The organism is Nostoc sp. UHCC 0252 (assembly GCF_034931145.1).
Taxonomy (GTDB): Bacteria; Cyanobacteriota; Cyanobacteriia; order Cyanobacteriales; family Nostocaceae; genus Nostoc.
In genome coordinates, this window is sequence record NZ_JAYGHE010000042.1 from 51,702 (window position 1) to 69,787 (window position 18,086).

An 18,086-nucleotide genomic window follows, 5' to 3' on the forward strand; every position below is an offset into this window, starting at 1 on the left:
TACATATACAGACCTTTGTGAATCTTTAATTCTAGCCACAGGAGGGAACCTTTCTCCCTCCTATTTCTTACTTTTGGATATGGAGATATCTGACTGCCTCTACTATTTATACCAATATATTGATTTACAGAATAAACAGCACTCTAAGAAAGTACAAAGCATGGAGGATAGTAAGTTAGCTGCATGGGGATATTCAGAGGAGTTTATGGAATAGATGGCTACTAATGGAAATAATGTTACGATAACCCTTTCAGCTAAAGATAATGCGTCTGGGGTATTTAAGAATTTAACAGGACTAATAGAGGGGGCTACACTTAGAGCAAATCTTTTATCTAATGCCTTATCAGCAGGTTTATCTAAAGGTGTATCAGCCCTAACAAGCAAGTTTAAAGAAGCTGCGGATATTCAGTTAAATAATATTACAGCAGCCTCAACTTATGCGGCTTTAACAGGGCGTAACTTCGCAGATGCTGAAAAGGTATTCAGTAATCTAGATAAACGTATAAATGAGATAGCCTCCTCCCTACCTGGCAGTACAGAAGAATATAAGAAACTAGCACTAGGAATTCAGGATAACCTTATACCTGCCTTTATAGACGCTAATGGGGTATTTAATGAGGGTGCCTTCCTTGATGGTCTTACAAGTATCACGAGGGGTATGGGATTCCTTGCAGCAGCCTCTAATGTTGCTTCAAAGGATGTTTCTAAATTTACAGCAAAATTCCTTGGTGGTAGTTCAATATCTGAATTGCAGAAATTATTATTTGCTGAAGCCAACCCTGCTTTCTTAAGTTTAGTAGAGAAGAAGTTAGCTACTACTGGTAAGAAACTAGAACAGTTAACGACTAAGGAAAGGAAGCAGATACTTGAAGCAGTTCAAGCTGAACTTGTTACAGAAGACACCATTAAAGCCGCCTCCAATTCAGTTAGCGGGTTATTGGAATCCCTTAAGGATAAATTATTTAACCCCTCTCAAGGTATCTTTGGTTTACTTAAGGATTTAGATGACAAGACTGAAGGCAACCAATCAGTTTTAAATGCATTTAATGATACTCTAAAAGCTCTATTAGGGGACAGTGGGTTATTTAGTACTATAGGTCAAATACTAACTAAATTAGGCATCGATCCTAATGGGGTATTAAAATACCTCAAAGGGGGTATTGATAATGTTACTAAGTGGGCTGAGAATTTAAATGCTATTTTGAGTTTCACTAATTCTTCTAATACAATGGAGGAATTACAATCAAAAGCTAAGTCTTTTGTTTCTAATTTATTTAACTTTGAAGGATTAGGTAAAAAGTTAGGTGGATTATTTAACGAAGGAATATTAAAGCTTCAAAAACTAAACCTAACCCCATTACTAAGTAATATAACCCAACAGCTAACTTCTAAATTTAATGAATTAGTAATATTTATTGAAACTATTAATTATAGAAATCTTGCTAAGTTAATTGGTGATTCATTAAACGGATTATTCCAAGGAGTAAGTGAATTCCTTATCTCTTCTGATTGGGGTAGTAGGCTAGGGACTATAGTTAATGATGCCTTTAAAGCATTAGGTAAATTAGATTGGGGCACCATTTTTAGTAACTTAGGTGTGGTACTAGCTAATGTGCTAAACACTGTACTAAAGTTCCTAGAGAAATTAGATACAGAAGCAATCTTTGATACTGTGATTAGTATTATTGGTGGAATGTTCACAGGTCTAGGAGTCTTTTTAGCTAATATTGATTGGACTTCTGTTGTGGAAGTATTCAAGAAAACCTTTAATACCCCTTTTGAACTTTTAGGTAAAACTATAGGAAATGTTATTGAAGAAGTTAAATATTTCTTAGAAGGCTTTCTTTATAAGTTAACTGGAAGAGATGACCAATCCAGTAAAGACCAAAGGGTGGCAGCTATTCAAGCTGACCCGACATTAGACAACCTACAAAAAGCAAGAAAAATTAGGGAAATAGATAACCCTACCCCTGCTTCAAAGCTTAATAATTATAATAATTATGCTAATGGACTCAATGTTGATTCTCTAATGTCAGCTATCAGTAGAGAGCAGAAAGCTGCCCCTGCTGGCTCCAGTATTGTGATAGCCAACTCAACAGAAGCTATCCTCAATAGGCAGCAACAGTCTCAACTGGCTTCTTCTATAGGTAGAGGAGGTAGTAGTTTAAGTATTGGGTCAATAGTAATCCATACTGCGGCTACTAATGGACAAGAGATAGCTGATACAGTAATGCAGCATATTGCAGATAAATGGGTTGCTTACAGTCAAAATACTATAGCCACAGCTACTATATAACCTTTCCCTCCTTTACCAAAGGGAGGGTTTATTTTTTTAAGTAATAAAATATGTCAATCAATCCTAAAGTACTTGAGGGGTTAAATCCTGGTGAGCGCACCACAGATACTTATGCTTATCTTGTAGATAGTTTAAATAAAGAAGTCTTTACTTTTTTATATAACCCAGAAGAAAAAGTATTTAGTAGAAGTGCTAAGTATAGTCAGGCTATTACAACTTTAACATCTCTCCCGGCACAGCAATATAATCACACCTCTGGGTTAACTTTACAATTAGGTAACTTAATTCTAGAGACTTATGGGGAACGTAAAACTTGTAAGTTACTTTTACAAAAGATTCAAGCCCTAATGGTAGCAGATACCTCTAAAGGTAAGTATGCTCCTTCCCCTGTAACTTTTAAGTGGGGTAAAGATTCCTTTGGCCCAGCAGTTATTACTGATATCCAGATTACTGAAACAGGATGGTTAAATGGTGAAGTTGCCTCAGCTAGATTAGATATTACTTTACTGGAAGTACCTGGTAGCCAACTCCCTGACAATGTGAAATCAGAATCCACAGGAAGCCGTCTAAAAAGCGCTTTAAGTACCCCAGTTCTACTAACTGATAGACAAGCCCAAGAAGGAAATATAAAGGCTGTAGCGTGGCTTAAAGCTAACGTTAAAAAGCTTCCTGAAAACTTATCTACTTTGGTTAAATCTAATAAATATAAACTCTCTGTAGCTAAGAATGGGACAGTTTCAATGTTTGATAGTAAGGGTAAATCTTTAGGGACTGTTGGGATGTATAAGAATGACAAGCTGGATGTATCCACAGGGAATTTAATAAAGAAATAATATGAGTACACTACCTCTAAATAACCCTTTAACTATTCCAAAGTCTATTACCTTTAACGCTGGGGATTCCTTAACTAATATAGCTAACGAAGTGTTAGGGGATTCTACTGCTTGGCGGGAGTTGGCTGTTATGAATGATTTAGATATTTTTCAGATAATTGAAGTAGGTCAAACTCTAACTATTCCTACTCCAGAAGTAGCTGAACGTAAATTTAAGTTAGCCGCCTCTGCTCAAATCTTAGATATTAACGATAAAGTTCAGACTACTATTACAGAGATTACTGAATCAAGGGAAGCCAAAACAATATTAAAGTTGTTAGGTACCAGTCAAGAGAATATCCTTAGAGATGTAAACCTATCCCTTTCTGGGTTAGCTAAAGGAGTTGCCCCAAGCTCACAAGATGAATTAATTTATAAGTTAAAAAGCTCTAAAGAAGGCTATACGGAAACTCAACCTGCTTGGAGACTTTTGGAGTGGATTTTATAAAATATGAGTCAATTTAATAATCAAAATCCCAACCTATCTCAAGATTTATTAGAACCATATTTGAAGGTAACTATAGGTAGTAAAGGAAGCACTGAAGGAGAAACATTCACAATTGGGGATGGAAGGCTCATTAAGGCTAGTGTAACCCTCGCAGAAGGTAAAGCTCAATCAAACTGTAGCTTCACTGTCTATGACCCTCAGAAGAGACTTGCAGATAAGTTTTTTAGTTATGTTGAATCTGTTGATGGATTAGACCCTGTTGAAGCAGCCAGTGAATCAAATAATAATGCCACACCCTCTGCAACTTCAATAACCAACTCAGTAATTCCTGAAGCTAATTCAGGCTCTAATATTACTGGAAAAGTGTTATTTGAGAAGACTAAAGCTACTGTGTTTAATGACACTATGGGGTCAATGAGTAACAGGTTGTACCCTGATAGAGACTTAGGTTGCGCCATGAGATATAACAACCCTGCTGCTGCTAGACAGTTTGGTTCTGAGGGTATGTTTACTAACCTTAAGTTTGGGGATAAAGTAAAAGTTACCAATCTGGATAATGGAAAATCTGTTATTTGTGATATCCAAGATTGGGGGCCAAACCCTAGATTAGCTGATAAAGGTATTGACCTTTTTACTAGGGCTTTTAATGAACTTAGTAACACTCAAGGTTATCAGGCTGCTTTTAATATTGGGGTATTAAATAATATTAAAGTTGAGCTTGTTGAAAATGCCACCACTACTTCAACGTCCTCAACCAGTAACCAAACTAAACAGCAAACTACTACTCAACAAAGTAATCAAACTAAAGCTTCTCAAGTAGCTAATTCTTCAGTTCCAGACTATACAGTAGACTCTAGTCTTTCTGTTAATATGAGGGCCACTTTAGATACTATAGCCTTTGCTGAAGGGGCTAAATATAATATGATTTTTGGTGGGAGTACTTTTAGTAGTTATGCTAAACACCCAAACAAAGTAATTAAATTAAGTGGTTATGCCTCTAGTGCTTCTGGTAGATATCAATTTTTAAACACCACTTGGGCTGGTTTACAAAGTAGCTTAGGTTTACCTGATTTCTCCCCAATATCCCAAGATAAAGGAGCAGTAGAATTAATTAGACAAAAGGGGGCTGTAAGTGACGTAGAGCAGGGTAACTTTGAGTCTTCTATAACTAAAGTTAATACTGTTTGGGCATCCCTTCCCGGTTCACCTTATGGTCAACCTATAAAGAGTATGTCTAGTTTAAAAACTTACTATCTTAGTAGAATTAAATTCTACAAAGAAGGTGGAGTTAATAATTCTAATGTTGCCCCATCTGTAGCAGCTTCTCAATCCCCTGCTACTGCGGCTACTCCTACTGTTAAGACTTTGGTGGGTGCCCAAATTACAATTGAGATGGGTTACCAAGGTAAAGCGATCGCAGCTTATTCTTTCATTCACACTGGAATTAAGTTTTCCTTATTTGAACCTGATGCCCTTGAATTTACTGGAACTGCTGCTACTTTTGTTTTAACTCAAATAGTTAGGAATACAGTTTACACTAATCTAACCCTCAAAAAGATAGCTCAAAAGATTACTGCCAATTATGGTATGAAGCTTGAGATGCCTGAAGATGGCCCCTTATACTCTAGGTTTCCTCAAAGGGGAATCACAGATTATGAGGCACTGTTAATTGAGGCTAGGAGAATTGGTTACAGAGTTCACTGTGTTGGCCCTACTTTATATATAGGCCCACGTAAAGGTTTAAAAGCTGACCAGAATGTTTTTGTATGTGAGTATGGTACAAACTTGGGAGGTACTTTTACTGTATCCCACCAAGCCCAAACTTCTAGTTCAGGAGGCGCAAGGTCATCTAAACCTGGGGAGACTACTTCAGTAGGGGAAAGGAAGTTTGAGATTAACCCTGATACAGGGGTGATGACTCAAAAGAAAAAAGAGAATGTTGTTGGTACTGGAGGAGATAATTTACCTTCTACCACAGGGGCTATAAGTCCTACCCCTGCTCCTACAACTACAGGTACCACTGATACTGCTGATAGTCAACGGGCAAGCGATGAAAGCAGAATTAAAGGTATTCTAGCCCAAGCTGAATTCCCTACTACTCCTGAAGTTTTAACGCTTGACCCTGATACTCTGTTTCTAACAAAAGGTATTAGTGACAAGCTTGATAGATTGTGGGTGGTTGATAGTATCACACATACTTACTCTGGTGGGAGTTTTCTTAGCAAAGCTACCTGTTATTCTCCTTTGAAAAGTAAGGCCCCCACTACTGATATCCCTGCATCTTCTACATCTATTACTAACCCAGTTGTGGGTACTACTAGTGAAAATATCACTAAAGCTCAGGCAACTGGAAGCTTTTACTTATTAGTGGTTAGAACTGGCAAAAAAGATAGCTTTGGATTAGAACTTCTTAATCTTCTACTTGTAGATTCACAAGGTAATGTTAAGGGTTCAGTTAATGCCTCAAGTGGTAGTGGGGGTAATCAAACCTTTGCTGGGCCAGGTCAGACTACTGCTGGTTCTGGTGATCCTTGTGAGGAAGGTTTATATAACTTAGGTTCTGAGGTACCTGGGGTATCTGCGGGAGTTGGGGCAATTTTTATCCCTATGAATCCCACTTTTAGTACAACTAGGAGTGCTATTGGTTTACACCTAGATGCTAATAGGCGCACATCCCCAGGTAGTGCAGGCTGCATAACCCCACATACTTTAGCTGAATTTAGTACAGCTAGAAAATGGATTAAAGATAACAATATTACCACTATTAGATGTTACTGGGGGATTAGTCCTACTTTTGGAAATACTATATCGAAGGAGACTAAGCCTACATCTAATGCGTCAATAAATTCAACCTTACCTACCTCTAAAAATCAGGCTCTTTATAATGCTGCTATTGCTTGTAGGGGATTTGATACCACTGCTGGCCCCGGTAAGGGTAATATAGCGTGTGTTTGGGCAGTTAATAGAGTACTTGAAAAGGCTAATATTCCTAACCCTTGGGGTAACTCAGATGCAGTAGCTGTAGCTCAATCTAATCTTGAATCTGGCAAAGGGATAAAGATTAATTCTAATGAAGCTGCTCCAGGGGATATTGCTATATGGAATAGGCCAGGGGGTCAACATATAGGTATAGTTTTAGGAGATAAAATAATCTCAAATTCATCCTCTAAGAGAAGATTTCTTTGGGAGTCCCCGGCTAGCTCTTATGAAAACTTTTATAAAGTAAAGACCAGTTATTATAGATTAAGATAATGAATCCTATATTTGAAATATTAAATCAAAGCAGGTTAGCAAATCAAATTGCCTTAGATAATGTTGGGAGAATGCCCTATCCCAGTTTGGCTGTGGTCACTCAAAATAAAGACGACCAAAACAAACGTAGGATTAAGGTAGCCTTCCCTTCTTCCCCTAACTTAGAAAGTGATTGGATTAGGAGACTTGATATAGCTCCTGGGGTAGATGCTAACTTACCCCCTATTGGTTCAACAGTAATAGTATTCTTTGTGGATGGATTGGAAAGTAATGGATATTATCTTCCTATCATTAATGATACTAACCCTCCTAAAGATAAGCAGGATATAGCTAATGATTATTACTCTACTATTCCTGGTAATAGAACAGTAGAAGTTGGTGGAGATGATTCCCTTAAAGTTGAAAGTAGTATGAATATTGAAGCTGGTGGGGATATTAATACTACCACCCCAGATAGCGTCAATTTTGACTCTAGCAAGGGCTTTAATGTAACAAGTGAAAGAGACATCATGATGAACTGTTTGAATGCCTTAGTGCTTCAAGCAGCCTCTTATCTTCGCTTACAAGCTGGCCCCTCTAATTACATTGAACTGGGGGCTAACGGTTTATCTAAGATGTCTGGTAATTGGACAATTAACATGGGTGGAGGTAATTTGAACTTCACAAATGTAGGTAACTTTACAATCAACGGTAAGAAAATTGTAGTTACGGGTGGGGTTGATACTGATGGGGATACAATTACAAACCCTGGTTGGTGATTTAATTAATTAAAATTTATGACAACTCAAGGTATTAATTTTCCTCTTGCTATTGACCCAGTGAGAGGAAATCTTATTGTAACTAGTGAAGCTGATTTAATCAAAGGACATATACTCAGTTGGCTGCAAACTGAAACTAGAGAAAGAATAATGGTTCCTAATTATGGAAGATCAGACTCTCTATTCACTAGTATTTCTAATATTTCTCTCATAACATCTGAATTTAAAACTGGGTTAGAGAAATACATTCCTGACGCTGAATTTGAAGTTGATGGAACAATTAATGACCAAGGTGAAGCTGTGATTCTAGTCTACTGGTCATATGGAGAAATTGAACAAAACCCTATAAAAATTACTATTTAATATATGGCTGACATTATTCTAGACTCAATTCTGCTTGACCCAAGAAATGAAACAGACTTAGTAGAGCAAGCTAAATTAAAGGTCTACAACGCCTCTGGTGGTCTGTTAAATGATTTTACTGAGAATTCCCCAGTAGCAGCACTAATACAAGGTCAAGCCTTTGCTGGGGCTGAATTACTTTACTATGTAAACCAGTTACCCTTAGCTCTAGTAATTGACTTCCTTAAGGTTACTGGAGTCACCCGCAGTTCTGGGACCAAAGCTAAAACTACATTAACTTTTACCATCACTTCTCCTCAGAGTATTATATTCACAATTCCTGAAGGGTTTGAAGTAGTCGATAGTGATGGTAGACTTTCCTTCTATACTGATGCCCCCTTAGTAATTCCTGCGGGATTGACTTCTGGAAGTGTAACTGCCACTGCTGAAAAAGAAGGTTCTGAGTACAACATCTCAGCATACTCTATTACTGGAATAACCCAACCTTTAACTTACCTTGCCGGGGTAACTAATATAGAACCAGCATCCGGCGGCTCAGATGAAGAAGCTCAAGCTTCTGCTATTACCAGGGCACTTAATCAAATGAGGCTTAGAAATTTAGTCTCAGCTAATGATTATGAACAAGCTGCTGAGGCTTTACTGGGTAGTGGTTCCCTTGCTAAAGCTATAGGGCTACTTGGTAGAAATAAAGTTACCAGAGAACTTGGGGCTGTTCATTTATTTCTCCTAAATGCAAGTGGTGAGCCAGCTAATGACGCTCAACTTTCTTATGTTAAATCTGAACTATCTGATAAATTACAGTTAGGTACTAGCTTATATACCAGTCCTATAGAATTAGTTCCTGTTAGTGCAGAATTCACAGCTAAATTAAACCCAGGTGTAGATCCTGAAGAAGCTTTTGACAACTTATGGGAAGCTTTTCAAGAATATCTAAGTCCTAATAGTTACCCTCTGGGTCAAGATTTAATTTTCTATGAAGTAGGTTTTGCTTTACGAAATACAGGAGCAATAAAAGAGGCTGGGAATCTTACATTAAACGGTTCCCCTTCAAATATACCTATGCCAAATGATTACACCCTTCCTACCCCCTATTCTCTATTTATACAATTAGTAAATGAAAATGGAGTTGTATTTGAAGGGCTTAGAGGGATAGGGGAACCACCTGAATCCTCTGGGGGCTTTGTTTAATGCAAACTTATGAAGCTTGGAATTCAGGCAAACCAATTTGGGAAAGATTACCTGAATGCTACAAAGAAAATGATATAGCAGAATGGTTGACCGCTTACTTTGATTCTCTACTAGTTGATACTAAAGCCAAAATTGATGACCTTCCTAGACAACTTAATCCTTTAGAGTGTGATGAAGTTTGGTTAGATGTTCTTGCCCCTCTATGTGGCTTTACAGAAGTGTATTGGGATAGAGCCTGGCCAACTTCAGCCAAGAGATTATTAATATCTAATTCATACATTAATATATGGCCAGGTAAAGGTACTAGAGAAGTATTAAGCCTGGTACTAAACTGCTTTAGTATTCAACATTTAATAACTAGCAGGGGAGACTTCATATTAGGTACTTCTGTTACTGGTGATTTTCTAGGTACTAGTGCTTGGGAATATATTATTTACCTACCAACTATATATAAAAATAAGTCACAGCAAAAATTAACTGAAAAGTTAAATACCCTCTATGGCCCTTGCTGGTGCAGTACTGAAATTATATTTGATGATAGTTATTTTTCTTAAAAACTTTATTAATTCAATTTAAATAAATGACTCAAATAGTAGGAACACTAAAAGATTCTGCTGGAAATAGTATTACAGGTAAACTTATTGTTGTATTAGCTGGTACCTTAATTGACGATTCTACCACTCCAGATACAGTCTATTTACCTCAATCATATACTTTTACTATAACATCGGGTGCCCTTGATATAACCCTACCACAATCTGAAACTTCAAGGATTACTTATAACTTTCAATTCTTTAAAACTGATGGTGTTGGTGAAATTATTGAACCAGCATTAATTAAATTTGATGCTTTGGTTCCTAATATTAGCCCAGTTCAATTTGCATCATTAGTACCTACAGGTCTAGTAAATGATGTACTAGATACAGGTGCTTTGAGAGTTGCTAGAATTATTTCAACTACCCCCGCACTTGCCCAAAACATTGGGGGGCCTTTTCCTCAAGGGGAATATAATCCTTCTACCACATACAAGTTCAGAGATTTAGTAACTTACCTGAACAGAACTTACATCTCAAAAGATTTAAACCCAATTACAGGTGTAACCCCAACTGTTACTGTTAGTTGGATGAATTTACCTATAGAGCCTGATGGTTCTCTAATTTTAGCTGATGATACACCTTATGGTGTTACTTGGGATGGTTCAGGTAAAGCTGCTTCTCAAGATGCTGTTTGGGAAGAAATACAAACCGTTAAGGGTACTATTTCTACAAAAGCAAACTTAATTTCCCCTATTTTTAGTGGGGATGTAATAGTACCTAACCAAACATTAGGAGACGCTTCTACAAAGGCTGCTAATACTAACTTTGTTGCAGCAGGGTTAGCCAATAATACTACTACTACAAATGCTGCTTTAGCTTTAAAAGCCCCTTTAGCCTCACCAACTTTTACTGGATCTGTAGTTGTACCCTCGCAAACTGCCGGAGATAACTCCACAAAAGCTGCTAATACTAATTATGTGGACTCAGCTATAGGTGTAGTTAATTCAAACCTAACCACAAACTATGTTTCTTATCCTGCTTTAAATAATCAGGCTTATGTAGCACGTTGTACGAGAACATCTAATCAGACTTTAACTTCGTCAACTTTCAATAAAATAGCTTTCAACTCTAAAACAGAGGATACTTCCAGTATTTTTGACCTACCCAGTTCAGCATTTTATTTCACATCTGCAACCGGAGGTTGGTATCAAGTATCTGTAAACGCTGAGGTAATTTTTAGTAGTGGTTCTGCTTCTGATGCAACACTTATAGTTTCACTATTTGTAGACAACAGTGAGTATATAAGAGGTTATAGGGTAACAGCAAACAATATTGCTACCACCACATTAGCTGGAAGTTTATCATCTTTAATAGCGGTAGCCAATGGTTCAATTTTAGACGCTAGGGTTTATGTGATTCATACTAGTTCAACAATAACTTTACAACCAAACGCAAGATTACATTTAGTTAGAATTAGAACATAAGCCGCATTAGATATTACTAAATTAAATTAAATTAAATTATAATGGTTAGAATTGTATTTCAAAATGGAGATATCTTTACTGCTGAACATGCCAATGCTATCTCCAATCCGATAGTGGATGGTGATGACTTTATTGGACATGGCCCCAAGGTTTTAGACTCTTATTTAGACGATACCCCAGGTCAAATTAAATCAAATTTCTATAGCTTCTACAACAGACTAAAGGTTAGTCACACATCAGGGTTAACATTTAATTATTTAGGTGGGGTAGTTTTATTAGCAGATGGTACTTTAGCTAGTATCAATCCTGGTAGTATTAGTGTAGCTAATAATGTTACCCGCTACATATATGTTGGTAGTGATGGTACTGTTCAATCTGCATCTAGTTTACCTAATATAAGCTTCCCATTAGCTAAATTAACTACTGCTAGTGGAACTCTTTCTGGTAGCATAACTGACCTCAGAGACAAAGTAATTGATAGAGTAGCCCCGGCTGATATACCTGTTACTCAGTTAATTCCTCCTGGGGCATCAATGGAGTTTTCTGGGACAGCATTACCTTCAGGTTGGTTATGGGAAGATGGTAGCTTCTATGCCCCTTCCGCATACCCTGATTTATTTGCAGCAATTGGTTACACTCATGGACAATCTGGAGTTAATTTCAAAGTACCAGATAGTAGAGGTAGGACGACTATTGGTGCAGGTGCAGGTTCAGGGCTAACTAATAGAGTACTTGGACAAACAGGAGGAGTAGAGAATGTTGCTTTAAATGTAGCTCAAATCCCTTCTCACACACATGGCGTTAACGACTCTGGGCATAACCATTCAATTAATGAAGCTGCCCACTCGCATGGCGTAAGTGACCCTGGTCATGCTCATGGTGTATATGACCCTGGTCATTCTCATGGTGTAGCTGACCCAGGACATGCTCATGGTATCTATGCCAATACAACAGATGGTGGCAGCCAACAAAGAGACCAAACAGATGGATTTCTAAGTAAAGCAAATGTGGCTATAACAGGGGAAGATACTGGCGGTAAAGCTCATATAAATACAAACCTAAATGGCGTTGCCTTAATCACAGGTAATACTACTAATATTGGTATTTATACTTCAGGTACAGGTGTTGCTATTTACGGCTCAGGTACTAATATTGGTATTAATGGTAATAAAACTAATGTTAGCTTGAATGCTGCCGCTTCAGGTATTAGTATTAATGCTCAAGGTGGTAATGGCTCACATGAGAATATGCAACCTTGGCTAGCAAAAAATAAGATTATTAAATTTTAAAAAATTAAAGTTTGCTTTAAGTTAATAAAGCAAACTTTTTATTTATTTTATAAATATGCCAACTCAAAGAATTATTAAATCTACATTTATTGGGTTAAATGGGGTAACGACTTTGGAGTTCTTGCTTCCGTTACTGCTTATAGGTATAGAAACCCTTTAACTTACGCTGATGCTACTTTACCTACTACTGCACCTTTAGACACATTAACTGAAATTGCAGGAGTTCAACCAATTATGTTCTTTAAAACTGCTGCTTAAATATATGCCAATTTACTATAGAATGCCTACTGAAGCTAATGGTAATGTGTGTCAAATGGTAGATGAGTTTGACAATCACAGAGCTTACACTATTGACTGCTCTGAGATTGGTACTGCTACTATGAGAGCTACCCCTCCTAGCCAAAATTGGATTGATTTAGCTTTAAGAATTTACTTTGAATATTCTTTAGAAAAAGAAGCCCAAGCTAATGCTGATGCTCTAGAAATGGAGCTACAAGACTACTATCTTATGTACCCTGAGTATGATCCAAGTTTAGGTAGCTTCTCTACTAATCAAGAGCAATATGTAATTGATAACCAACCCACTACACCAGAAGAAATTGATGCCTTAATAGCATTAGTTAGAAATGATGATATATGGGTGTAAGACCCCTAGCCTCCTTAATTGGGGGCTTTCTTTTTTTGTAAATTTATAAAATTATCATAATAAAATGACCGCACAAACAGATAAACCTCAAATTCCTAAACAGGTTAATTACATTAGTGTTTCTCCTGATACTGAATCTAAAATAGTTGACCAAATATTAACCAACGCAAGTGGGGTTGGCTTAGGAATTATTCTTACTCTTTTAAGTTTAGTAGTGCTAGCCCGATGGTTAGGTTTAAATGCCCTTATTACAAAATGGATGGAAAAGCTAGAATCAGATTCCCAATCATTTAGGTCACTTGCTAATAGCGTACAGAATATGTCTATTGACTCAAAGACTCACCATAACAAGTATGTGGAAGACCATACTAAAATTGTTGAGGAAGTCAGAGAAGTAAGAGAAATCACTAAAGAAATCTTATACAAAGTTGACAAAGCATAAGTTGATTTTATTGCTTGAAGGGAAATAAAAAGAGAAGGTTTGGGGATGACCTTCCCTATTTAAATTATTTAATTTTCTAGGCAGCTTCTAGTGAGGTGGTAGAGAGATAATTAGTTTCTATTTCCCTAACTTGTAGTAGTTGAAGATTGAAGGCGGCTTCTACAGCTTTTATAGGTTCGCAATCTCTACCATCTATAAGTCTTGTCGCTAGATTCTCACAGCACTCTAAATCCCTTAAATCAGTGAGAGATAGGAAATCTCTAGGGTTAGCTGCACCCAAGATTTCTTTCAGCTTCTTAGCATTGTGATTGAATAGTAGTTTGTAGAGTTTATCTGTGGCGTTCTTGTAAAGCCACTGACCCTTAGAAGTCTTGCTTAGGTTGTGTCTAGTTATATAATCAGCCATAGCCTCTGTTAGAGTCCTTCTGGTAATTATGGTCGATGCTCTCAACTGTTGGTGCTTCTTATCAGCAGATGTATATCCGGTGATTCCCTGAATGTAAACCCGAATTCCTATAGCTGAGGTGGCAACCAAGTATTTGATAGCTTCTGAATTCCCCTGCATAGCGTAGTGGGCTATTACAGCAGCGCAAACTAAATCTTTAATAACCTTGGGGGATGAGCTACGCAACAGGGTTAAATCCTTACCTACAAAGGCTTGTAAGCATTCTGAAGGGGCTGAATGCAACAGTGAGTCAATTAACCTAGATATGCTACTTTTATTAACTCCACACACCCTGGCTAATCCGCTAACACTCATACCACTTTCACCTGTGGATTTATCAGTATAGAATTCAATATTATCTTGGGTTTCCTTAATTAGATTAGACATAAAATTGATAATTAATAATTTAATTTATACTAATAACTATAGCAAATTAAATTATTAATTACCGCTAAATGAGGGCACTAAATAGGTACTTTATAATTGTTTGTTTGTCATAGGTTTCATTTCTTCTATTATGTCTATATAAATTCCTTGGATTAACCCCATACCCGCTATTACCGCCGGTTCTGTAATCCCTTCTTTAATCTTTTCTAGATCCATATTTTTTGTCTCTAGAAAAGAAGCAACTAAAGCGTAAGCATGTCTAGCGTCATAACTTTCTCCTTTTAGTTGTCCATCCCTCAATATTTCTGCTGTCTGCTCAATCACTCCCCTTACCCATAAAAGACAAGGAATCATATAATTTTCAAGGCTATCTTTGATATGAGCAGATAAATTACTCTGTGAACTAAATTGAGCCGCATGTCCTTTTGCCACTGTAATTTTAGCTGATATGTGTATATCAACCATTATTAAGAAATCACTGCAATTTCTTATAGAAGTAATTTCTGGAGCTACTGTCATAAAACTTACCTATTCAGTGCAGAACAATTAGGGAGAAAAGCTTGATTTTAGTAATCTACCCAAGCAAACCTATTGCTGAGGTTTCCTAAGATACCTCAACACGCCAGTTTTATTGACAGGGGCGTGAGCTTAATCACAATAGCTGTCTATTACTTACAGACTGTATCAAGCTTATTCAGTAAAAGCATTAGTGTCAATATTTACTCAGTTGCTCCTATCCTGAAGGAGCTTGTTGATTAATTCTTGCTGCTGCTTTAACTGCTCCTTCAGCATGTCTATCTCTGACTGCTGTACTAGCTGAGTACTGGCTGGTAACTCAGGATTGATTTGCATAGCTCTATCATTTATGTCCTGATAGTGTTTTTGACTTACCATCTCACCATGACCGCACCAAGCACTGACTATTTTCTCATCCCGCCCTAAATCAAATATCTGGTGGGTAATGAATGTATGTCTGGTATTGTAGGGCTTGAGGTATTTGGTAAGCTTGCCTTGCTTCATCAGTTGAGGAATAATCCCTTTATTACCATACGTCCCAGCCCAGACTGTATAGAAAGTTGTACCTAATATTATCTTGCCTGTCTTTGATTTAAAAACTACTTCATTAGGCTTACCTTGAGGAATTGACTTTAAAAGGTTCCATAGTTCTCCATCTTTAGGTAGAGGAAAACGCCTAATTACACTTTGATTTCCCTTTGCTGTTTTTGTGGGGTAGAAGCCTTTAGTTCTTCTGTCGTAAGTGCGCCTAATTAAAATCTCCTCATTGTCCCACCTTACATCGCCCCACATAAAAGCAATAGCTTCCCCTGTACGCACCCCAGTAAGGAACTTAAACTTAATGAAGTTATACCAGTGCATTGTATGTTTGACACTCTCTAGGATGATTGATACCTCATCCCAGCTATAGGCTTTTGACCTGTCTAAAACATCGTCATCACTCTCTGTTTCAACTTCATCTTGCTTTTTACCTTTAGCCCCTAACTGTTTTATCTCATCTGCCATACCATCAAAGGGGTCATAATTTATCAGCTTACTTTTTATAGCAAGCCTATAAGCTTTTGATAGATGGCTGATTAATTTTTTAACAGCAGGTAAGTTTCTATTCTCAACCAACCAGTTTCTAATTTTTACTGCATCCTCAGACTTTGTAGACTCTAAGGCTGACTTAATAAAATTAGTAAAGGTTTCCCTAAAAGCTTTGGAGTAAGTTGTTTCCTTCAACGTTGGCTTTATAACCTCACAATAGCTATACCAAATTTCCATTAGTGATAGCTCAGGTTTAGGGGGTAATTGGTCATCTGAAGTTACAGTGCTACTTGCTAACTTCAGATTTGACCTTAACCCATATTTCTTTAAAATCTCCTGGTAGTATCCTAAGTTGAAGTTACCTTGTCCATCATCAAACTCACCCTCCTCAAGTTCTATTTGTAACCTCTGCTGTAGCTTCTCAGCTATAGATTCCCACCCATTTTCTAGGAGAATACCTGTGGCTAGTTTGATTTGGTTTTTGTTGCAGTAGTTTCTAGGGAAGCAAGCTTTTACTATCCCTGAATCAACCCTAACTGTTACTTGCCCCTTCTTAGCCCTACCTTTAACTGATTTAAGGTTATTTACCATGATGCTCAAAAGATGCTCAAAAGAGCTAATATCAGTTCTGAAGTGAACGGAATATAGGCATTATAGGGCTTAAGTGGGTTTCTTGCAGATTTCGCACAAAGTTAGGTTGATTCAAGGTTGGACAAACAACAGGCTACATATCCATTTTGATCTAATTCCCAGACTATGAGCCTGTTTTGTCAAATTAGGCAATTGGTTTGCATACCTCTTTGTGCGATTTTATTCAGAACATGGGATTGTGTTCATGATCCCAACATTTGCGATCGCGCCAGTTTCTTCCAGTATGTTCACATTCAGATGCATTATCTATCCAAGGAATCGATGTAGAGTGGTGCGAAGTTCCAGCAAAAGCAAAGAAGCCAGCAGTGAATAAGGGCAATAATAAGGATAAAGTTATCAATGTAAAAATCGGGAGAGCAATTAAATATGCAGTTAGCAGCACAATATTAGTATGAGTCCAAAAAAGTGCGCCTATTTTATTGTTTTTTTGGCTATTTTTTGAACTAGTTGTTGAATTTGAGAAAAGCATAATGCAACCCTATGAATGCCGATTTATATAGCAATCCATCTGTTTTCCCAAGCCAATTTGACTCAGAGCTAGCCGCATTAAGTGTTTGCTCTCAGCACATTAGCAAAGATTAAATAGAAGTTCTATACAATTACGGATTTTTACGTAAGAACATTATTGAAGCTATGTAGTCTGATGTCAAAGTGTAAGTGATGACTTCTTAAAAGTTTCAATCTTCGGGTGCTAAAAAGGGTTTTTCATGAAAATCTCTTGAAGTTGTGGCGCTTGCTTTTGCGTAAATTCTGGCATGTTTAAGTAATATCAATTCTATATGAAGATGCGTCTAATACCAATTTGAAAAAAGAATGCGACAGATGGGTGGGGGCACAAGATTGTTGTGCCCTTACGAATAATTGATGTGTCGCAAAGATTATTTGACATCATGTCCGGTTAAATAATTGTCATTGCGTACCGCCCTTGGCGTTCCCGCAGGGTACGAAGAGAAGCAATTCCAAAAGCCTTGCGATTGCTTCGCTTCACTTCGTTGCACTCGCAATGACATACGAAAAAGTGGGATGCTCCCTACGAGTTCTCCAATGGAGTAGCCGCAGAGTCGCGGCTAGGGACAACCTTACAACCTTACGCGATGATCATTTAAAACAAATCCAAATCTGTGACAGCACCAAGACTGCTAGAAGATACCAGTTTTGCATATTTGGCCAACACACCTTTAGTATAACGGGGGGTGGGAGGTTGCCAATTAGCACGGCGGCGGGCTAATTCTGATTCAGATATATTCAACTGCAACAAACGAGCAGGTGCATCAATGGTAATACTATCACCTTCTTCCACAAGAGCGATCGCACCACCAACTGCTGCTTCTGGAGCCACATGACCAACCACCATGCCGTAAGTACCACCAGAAAAGCGTCCGTCGGTAATTAATCCCACTGCATCACCCAAACCAGCCCCGATAATCGCCGAAGTGGGAGCCAACATTTCCCGCATTCCAGGGCCACCCTTGGGCCCTTCGTAA

Annotated in this window: 17 protein-coding genes; 12 read left to right on the top strand and 5 right to left on the bottom strand. The window is 37.6% G+C overall.

Features of this window, described 5'->3' with window-relative positions:
• Positions 1–214: 214 nt before the first annotated feature.
• The 12 genes from VB732_RS21735 (at position 215) to VB732_RS21790 (ending at position 13,574) form a co-directional block, all read left to right on the top strand.
• On the top strand, positions 215–2,296 hold the full coding sequence (locus tag VB732_RS21735; RefSeq protein WP_323232973.1) for a hypothetical protein: 2,082 nt from the start codon (positions 215–217) through the stop codon (positions 2,294–2,296).
• Positions 2,297–2,346: 50 nt separating this feature from the next.
• Positions 2,347–3,129, top strand: a complete 783-nt coding sequence (locus VB732_RS21740) for a hypothetical protein (RefSeq protein WP_323232974.1) — start codon at positions 2,347–2,349, stop codon at positions 3,127–3,129.
• 1 nt (position 3,130) lies between these two features.
• Positions 3,131–3,616, top strand: coding sequence for a LysM peptidoglycan-binding domain-containing protein (locus tag VB732_RS21745; protein ID WP_323232975.1), 486 nt, complete (start codon positions 3,131–3,133; stop codon positions 3,614–3,616).
• Between the two features lie 3 nt (positions 3,617–3,619).
• Positions 3,620–6,868 carry a glycoside hydrolase family protein gene (locus VB732_RS21750; RefSeq protein WP_323232977.1) on the top strand — a complete coding sequence of 1,083 codons (3,249 nt, stop codon included), beginning with the start codon at positions 3,620–3,622 and terminating at the stop codon, positions 6,866–6,868.
• Positions 6,868–7,626, top strand: coding sequence for a phage baseplate assembly protein V (locus tag VB732_RS21755; protein ID WP_323232978.1), 759 nt, complete (start codon positions 6,868–6,870; stop codon positions 7,624–7,626). The genes VB732_RS21750 and VB732_RS21755 overlap by 1 nt, the downstream gene beginning before the upstream one ends.
• An 18-nt stretch (positions 7,627–7,644) precedes the next feature.
• Positions 7,645–7,989 (top strand): hypothetical protein, encoded by a 345-nt coding sequence (locus tag VB732_RS21760; RefSeq protein ID WP_323232979.1) that lies wholly within the window; start codon positions 7,645–7,647, stop codon positions 7,987–7,989.
• Positions 7,990–7,992: 3 nt separating this feature from the next.
• Positions 7,993–9,177 (top strand): baseplate J/gp47 family protein, encoded by a 1,185-nt coding sequence (locus VB732_RS21765; RefSeq protein WP_323232980.1) that lies wholly within the window; start codon positions 7,993–7,995, stop codon positions 9,175–9,177.
• Positions 9,177–9,731: a phage tail protein gene (locus tag VB732_RS21770; RefSeq protein WP_323232981.1), complete on the top strand. Its 555-nt coding sequence runs from the start codon at positions 9,177–9,179 to the stop codon at positions 9,729–9,731. The genes VB732_RS21765 and VB732_RS21770 overlap by 1 nt, the downstream gene beginning before the upstream one ends.
• 26 nt (positions 9,732–9,757) lie before the next feature.
• Positions 9,758–11,197 (top strand): hypothetical protein, encoded by a 1,440-nt coding sequence (locus VB732_RS21775; RefSeq protein WP_323232982.1) that lies wholly within the window; start codon positions 9,758–9,760, stop codon positions 11,195–11,197.
• A gap of 41 nt (positions 11,198–11,238) precedes the next feature.
• Positions 11,239–12,486, top strand: coding sequence for a tail fiber protein (locus VB732_RS21780; RefSeq protein ID WP_323232983.1), 1,248 nt, complete (start codon positions 11,239–11,241; stop codon positions 12,484–12,486).
• Positions 12,487–12,748: 262 nt separating this feature from the next.
• Positions 12,749–13,132, top strand: coding sequence for a hypothetical protein (locus tag VB732_RS21785; protein WP_323232984.1), 384 nt, complete (start codon positions 12,749–12,751; stop codon positions 13,130–13,132).
• A gap of 64 nt (positions 13,133–13,196) precedes the next feature.
• Entirely contained in the window at positions 13,197–13,574 is a 378-nt protein-coding gene (locus tag VB732_RS21790) for a hypothetical protein (protein WP_323232985.1), read from the top strand.
• A gap of 76 nt (positions 13,575–13,650) precedes the next feature.
• Here VB732_RS21790 and VB732_RS21795 read toward each other — a convergent pair whose 3' ends face one another.
• The 5 genes from VB732_RS21795 to VB732_RS21815 form a co-directional block, all read right to left on the bottom strand.
• Positions 13,651–14,406, bottom strand: coding sequence for a hypothetical protein (locus VB732_RS21795; RefSeq protein ID WP_323232986.1), 756 nt, complete (start codon positions 14,404–14,406; stop codon positions 13,651–13,653).
• 90 nt (positions 14,407–14,496) lie between these two features.
• Positions 14,497–14,925 carry a hypothetical protein gene (locus VB732_RS21800; RefSeq protein ID WP_323232987.1) on the bottom strand — a complete coding sequence of 143 codons (429 nt, stop codon included), beginning with the start codon at positions 14,923–14,925 and terminating at the stop codon, positions 14,497–14,499.
• Positions 14,926–15,129: 204 nt separating this feature from the next.
• Positions 15,130–16,542: a tyrosine-type recombinase/integrase gene (locus VB732_RS21805; protein WP_323232988.1), complete on the bottom strand. Its 1,413-nt coding sequence runs from the start codon at positions 16,540–16,542 to the stop codon at positions 15,130–15,132.
• A gap of 223 nt (positions 16,543–16,765) precedes the next feature.
• Positions 16,766–16,984, bottom strand: coding sequence for a hypothetical protein (locus tag VB732_RS21810; RefSeq protein WP_323232989.1), 219 nt, complete (start codon positions 16,982–16,984; stop codon positions 16,766–16,768).
• Positions 16,985–17,704: 720 nt separating this feature from the next.
• Positions 17,705–18,086, bottom strand: a 382-nt coding sequence (locus VB732_RS21815) for a dihydroxy-acid dehydratase (protein ID WP_323232990.1), incomplete at its 5' end; no start/stop codon positions are given.

Coding starts and splice junctions, on each gene's coding strand:
- VB732_RS21735 (WP_323232973.1), top strand. CDS start 215: ATGGCTACTAATGGAAATAATGTTACGATAACCCTTTCAGCTAAAGAT.
- VB732_RS21740 (WP_323232974.1), top strand. CDS start 2,347: ATGTCAATCAATCCTAAAGTACTTGAGGGGTTAAATCCTGGTGAGCGC.
- VB732_RS21745 (WP_323232975.1), top strand. CDS start 3,131: ATGAGTACACTACCTCTAAATAACCCTTTAACTATTCCAAAGTCTATT.
- VB732_RS21750 (WP_323232977.1), top strand. CDS start 3,620: ATGAGTCAATTTAATAATCAAAATCCCAACCTATCTCAAGATTTATTA.
- VB732_RS21755 (WP_323232978.1), top strand. CDS start 6,868: ATGAATCCTATATTTGAAATATTAAATCAAAGCAGGTTAGCAAATCAA.
- VB732_RS21760 (WP_323232979.1), top strand. CDS start 7,645: ATGACAACTCAAGGTATTAATTTTCCTCTTGCTATTGACCCAGTGAGA.
- VB732_RS21765 (WP_323232980.1), top strand. CDS start 7,993: ATGGCTGACATTATTCTAGACTCAATTCTGCTTGACCCAAGAAATGAA.
- VB732_RS21770 (WP_323232981.1), top strand. CDS start 9,177: ATGCAAACTTATGAAGCTTGGAATTCAGGCAAACCAATTTGGGAAAGA.
- VB732_RS21775 (WP_323232982.1), top strand. CDS start 9,758: ATGACTCAAATAGTAGGAACACTAAAAGATTCTGCTGGAAATAGTATT.
- VB732_RS21780 (WP_323232983.1), top strand. CDS start 11,239: ATGGTTAGAATTGTATTTCAAAATGGAGATATCTTTACTGCTGAACAT.
- VB732_RS21785 (WP_323232984.1), top strand. CDS start 12,749: ATGCCAATTTACTATAGAATGCCTACTGAAGCTAATGGTAATGTGTGT.
- VB732_RS21790 (WP_323232985.1), top strand. CDS start 13,197: ATGACCGCACAAACAGATAAACCTCAAATTCCTAAACAGGTTAATTAC.
- VB732_RS21795 (WP_323232986.1), bottom strand. CDS start 14,406: ATGTCTAATCTAATTAAGGAAACCCAAGATAATATTGAATTCTATACT.
- VB732_RS21800 (WP_323232987.1), bottom strand. CDS start 14,925: ATGACAGTAGCTCCAGAAATTACTTCTATAAGAAATTGCAGTGATTTC.
- VB732_RS21805 (WP_323232988.1), bottom strand. CDS start 16,542: ATGGTAAATAACCTTAAATCAGTTAAAGGTAGGGCTAAGAAGGGGCAA.